General features: G+C 55.9%; 4 protein-coding genes and 1 pseudogene. All 5 read left to right on the plus strand.

Features of this window, described 5'->3' with window-relative positions; all coding sequences use genetic code 11:
• Nucleotides 1-352: pseudogene (locus tag Q0X57_RS07680) on the plus strand (DUF2027 domain-containing protein); the annotation flags it as partial.
• Nucleotides 353-364: 12 nt separating this feature from the next.
• Nucleotides 365-838 (plus strand): CYTH domain-containing protein, encoded by a 474-nt coding sequence (locus Q0X57_RS07685; protein WP_297729838.1) that lies wholly within the window; start codon nt 365-367, stop codon nt 836-838.
• A 36-nt stretch (nt 839-874) separates the two neighbouring features.
• Nucleotides 875-3,037: a S46 family peptidase gene (locus tag Q0X57_RS07690; protein WP_297729840.1), complete on the plus strand. Its 2,163-nt coding sequence runs from the start codon at nt 875-877 to the stop codon at nt 3,035-3,037.
• Nucleotides 3,038-3,044: 7 nt separating this feature from the next.
• Nucleotides 3,045-3,359, plus strand: coding sequence for an iron-sulfur cluster assembly protein (locus Q0X57_RS07695; protein ID WP_007365604.1), 315 nt, complete (start codon nt 3,045-3,047; stop codon nt 3,357-3,359).
• A gap of 27 nt (nt 3,360-3,386) precedes the next feature.
• Nucleotides 3,387-4,166: a UDP-2,3-diacylglucosamine diphosphatase gene (locus Q0X57_RS07700; protein WP_297729843.1), complete on the plus strand. Its 780-nt coding sequence runs from the start codon at nt 3,387-3,389 to the stop codon at nt 4,164-4,166.
• Nucleotides 4,167-4,514: the final 348 nt, after the last annotated feature.

The following is a 4,514-nucleotide window of genomic DNA, read 5'->3' on the forward strand; positions in this document are numbered from 1 at the left end:
GCCTCAGTCTGAGCGTAAGCAACCTGAACCTACAGTGGCTCCACAGCCTGCTCTCGCAGCTCCCGAGCAAACCATCGAGAAGGTGGGACTGGAGGCAGAGCGAATCCTCCCAAATGCTACGGGGATGACACCGCACGAGGTGCTGCTCTATCAGTTGAAGAACTTTCGCCGTGAGCTGGACAAGCGTCTGGAGCGCCGTGGCAGCAAGGTGATCTTCATCCATGGCGCTGGTCAGGGTGTCCTGCATCAGCTCATCATCAACCGCATCGAGCAGGACTACCCGATGGTGCAGTATCGAGATGTTACGTTTGATGGCTTCCCGATGGGCGCTATTGAGGTGACGATATCGTAGCTTTTGGACCCTATGCTAGAGATCGAGCGCAAGTACCTTGTCTGTCGTGACGACTACCTCCGAGAGGCGTCTCACCACCGCCATATCCGCCAGGGCTACCTAACGGTAGATGAGCGGGTGACCGTGCGGGTGCGCATCATCGACGAGGAGGCACGACTCACTATCAAGGGGGACTCATCCGCAGACGGGCTGGTTCGCTCCGAGTGGGAGTACCCGATCCCCGTCGCTGATGCGGAGGAGATGCTGAGCCAGTGCGCTAGCAGTTGCTTAGAGAAGGTGCGCTACTACGTGCCTTACGAAGGCTTCGTATGGGAGGTAGACCGCTTCGGCGGAAGGTTAGAAGGCTTAGTCATGGCAGAGGTGGAGCTGACGAGCCCGACGGATTGCCCAGCATTGCCCTCTTGGCTAGGGCGTGAGGTGACGGGTGACATCCGCTACTACAACGCTATGCTAGCGCAAGAGCCAGCGCCACTACCCACCTTCTAAGAGAATCAATAATACACTATATAAAGAGAACTACTTATGACAACTCACCTAAGAAGAGTACTCCTGCTCCTGTTGGCCAGTCTCACCCTCTCGGCTGTCGCACTAGCCGATGGCGGTATGTGGCTACTGGAGCAGATGGCAGACCACGCTGATGAGCTCCGGGCTAAGGGGCTACAGATCCCCGTGGATGAGATATACAATCCTGATGGTCCCTGCTTACAGCGGGCAGTCGTGATGTTTGACGGAGGCTGCTCTGGCGTCTTCGTCTCGAACCAAGGGTTGGTCCTAACCAACCACCACTGTGGCTACGACCAGATACAGAGCCACTCAGCCGTAGAGCATAACTACCTACGCGACGGCATCTGGACACAGTCTATGCGTGAGGAGCTCCCCTGTCCTGGACTAGAGGTGATCTCCATTGACAAGATCACCAACGTGACCGACCAAGTGAACAAATTGCTGAAGCAGTCTCCCTATAAGAAGGATCCGATGGCAGCTTTCTCCATTGCGACGCTCACCAAGATGATCCCCGCCATCGTAGGCGAGGCAGCGATGCGGCAACCTGGCATTCGTTACGAGCTAAAGCCTTTCTACGGGGGCAACCGCTACTACCTCTTTACAAAGAAGGTCTTCACCGACGTGCGTCTCGTAGCAGCTCCGCCCAGCGCTATCGGCAAGTATGGCTCCGACACGGACAACTGGATGTGGCCTCGCCACACGGGAGACTTCTCCATCTTCCGTGTCTATGTGGACAAGAACAATAACCCCGCCGACTACAGCGCCGACAACGTGCCTTACAAGCCAGAGCGCTTCGCAGCGGTCTCTACTTCGGGCGTACAGCGTGATGACTTTGCGCTGATCATGGGCTTCCCTGGTACGACCAATCACTTCTTCACCGAGGCGCAGGTGGACGAGTGGTCTGAGATTGACAACAACATACGTATCGAGATGCGTGGTCTACGTCAGGAGGTGATGCTGCGTCGTATGCTCGCTGACGAGAAGGTCAATATCCAGTACGCAGCTAAGTACGCTTACTCGCAAAATGGCTACAAGCGCGCTCAAGGTGCCAACTGGGCGATCCGAACCCGCAACCTACAGGCGACCAAGCGTGCGCAGCAAGATGAACTGGCGCAATGGGCTAAGGCAAACAAGCGCCCCGAGGTGACGAAGGCTATCCAAACGATTGCCGACTGTGTCGCTGCGCGCCGTGAGGCTCGTCGTGTGCAGTGGTACCTGATGGAGGGTATCTTGACACCGATCGAGTTTCTCCAGATACCGTTAGCCGACGGCAAGAAACTCCAGCAGTGGAGCGATCCGAAGGTGCGCGAGGAGATCATCAGCGACTTGCGTAGTGGCTACGCTGCCTTCTATAATAAGGACTACGACCCAGCGGTCGACAAAGAGGTAGCAACGGTACTCCTGCAGCGCTACACCGAACGCATCGATGAGGCGCACTGGCCCGCAGCTCTTCGTGAAGGTGTGGCTCAGTATGGTTCCGTGCAGGCTTACGTGACTCATCTCTTCGACAGCTCAATCTTTGCCGATCCAGCACGCTTCGAGGCTTTCCTCAAGACTCCGTCACGTGAGCAACTCATGAACGATCCGATGACGCAGTTTGCCGTCTCGACCATCAATCTCTTCGTCCAGATGCGTGAGCAGCAGGCTGCCTACGACGATCCGATCAAGCTGGCTCACAGAGACTACGTGCGTGGCATGATGGATATGCAGGGCGCGCGCAAGGTGTGGCCCGATGCCAACCTGACGCTCCGCTTTACCTACGGCAATGTGCGTGGCTACGCTCCTCGCGACAACGTCTACTACGGTCATCAGACTACCCTCACGGGTGTGATGGAAAAGGAAGACCCCAAGAGCTGGGAGTTTGCCCTGCCTGATCGAATCAAAGAGATCTACAAGCAAAAGGATTACGGCGTCTATGCACTACCGAATGGCGAGATGCCTGTCAACTTCTGCGCTACGACCCACACAACGGGTGGTAACTCAGGTAGCCCTGTCTTCGACGGCAAGGGACGCCTTATCGGGCTCAACTTCGACCGCAACTGGGAGGGTGTCGGTGGCGACATCGAGTACCTGCCCAACTACCAGCGAAGCATTATCCTAGACATCCGTTATCTCCTCATGCTCGTCGACAAGTACGGTCATTGCCAGCGTCTGCTCGACGAGATGAACCTTGTTAAGTAATCTGCCTATGGAGACACTACAACTAGAGGAGCAGATCGTCAAGATGCTCCGCACCGTCTACGACCCTGAGATCCCTGTCAATATCTACGACCTAGGACTCATCTACAACGTGGATATACAGGACGAAGGGGCCAAGGTGGTGATCACTATGACGCTCACAGCGCCCAATTGCCCGGCCGCAGACTTCATCCTGCAGGATGTACAGATCAAGGTCGAGAGCATCAAGGGCGTCAAGCGCTGTGACATCGAGCTCACCTTCGACCCACCGTGGGATAGCTCCATGATGTCTGAGGAGGCACAGCTGGAGCTGGGATTCCTCTAGGGCAAAGCCTAGCTCATACCCTAAACTATGGGAGCTATATACTTCCTATCCGATGCACACCTAGGGTCGCCCTACCACGACGACCCTAGGCGTGCTGAACTACGACTCGTCGCCTGGCTCCGCTCCATAGCGGACGATGCCGAGGCAGTCTACCTGCTAGGCGATATGCTCGACTACTGGTTTGACTACAAGTATGTCGTGCCGAGGGGGGCGGTACGCTTCCTCGCCGCTTTGGCAGATCTCGTGGAGCAAGGGATTGAGGTGCACTATATCATGGGCAATCACGACCTCTGGCTCACCGATTACTTTGAGAAAGAGCTCGGCGTCATCGTACATCGCGACACCATCGTCTGTCAGCTCAAAGGACGCACCTTCCGCCTGTCACACGGACATCGGGAGTACGCCCTGCGCTATAAGAAAGAGCGCTGGCTCTTTGGCACTTTCGAAAGTCAACTCGCAAGGCGTCTCTACGCCGCTATCCATCCACGCTGGACCGTTGGCTTCGCTCAGCGGTGGGCTTACCGCAATCGTCTGCGACAAATGCGAGCTGCCAACGATCCCTCACGACCAGGCTACAACCCGCAGATGAATGTGGAGCGAGACGAGTGGCTCGTGCAGTACACCAAAGAACTAATCCCGCAGCACCCCGAGATAGACTATTATATATATGGTCACCGTCATCTGCTGCTCAACCTCTCGCTCCCCAACGACCGTCGCTGCATCATCCTCGGCGACTGGATCCACTACAACTCCTACGCCCGCTGGGACGGAGAGTCGCTCACCATCGGGCTCTACGACGAGCCGTAAAAGCTCTACGGCAAGCGGATCAAAGGCTGACTTGCAGGACACTTTGGGTAAAATGTTTCTCCTCTCACTGTCTATGTCCAGTTAATCGACAGTGCAAAAGTAGTACAGGAGCCCATAGAGCTTGCCCCCTAGTGCACTCAACATCGGGCTGAGACCCACAAGCGTCTCAACAGCCCCTATATAAGAGCAACACAACAGCTCCTCCAAACCCTACTGCTCGTTAGGAGTAACAATTATGTGACCCCTTCTGTACAACTTAAGCTGGGCGCGGGTCTAGCTCTTGCATTTGACAGCGTATTTTCCACTCCAAAATGCAATTTGGAGTGGAGCTCGCCCTGCTCCGGACGC

Origin of the sequence: uncultured Porphyromonas sp. (genome assembly GCF_947254915.1) — a bacterium.
In the GTDB taxonomy this organism is placed as follows: Bacteria; Bacteroidota; Bacteroidia; order Bacteroidales; family Porphyromonadaceae; genus Porphyromonas.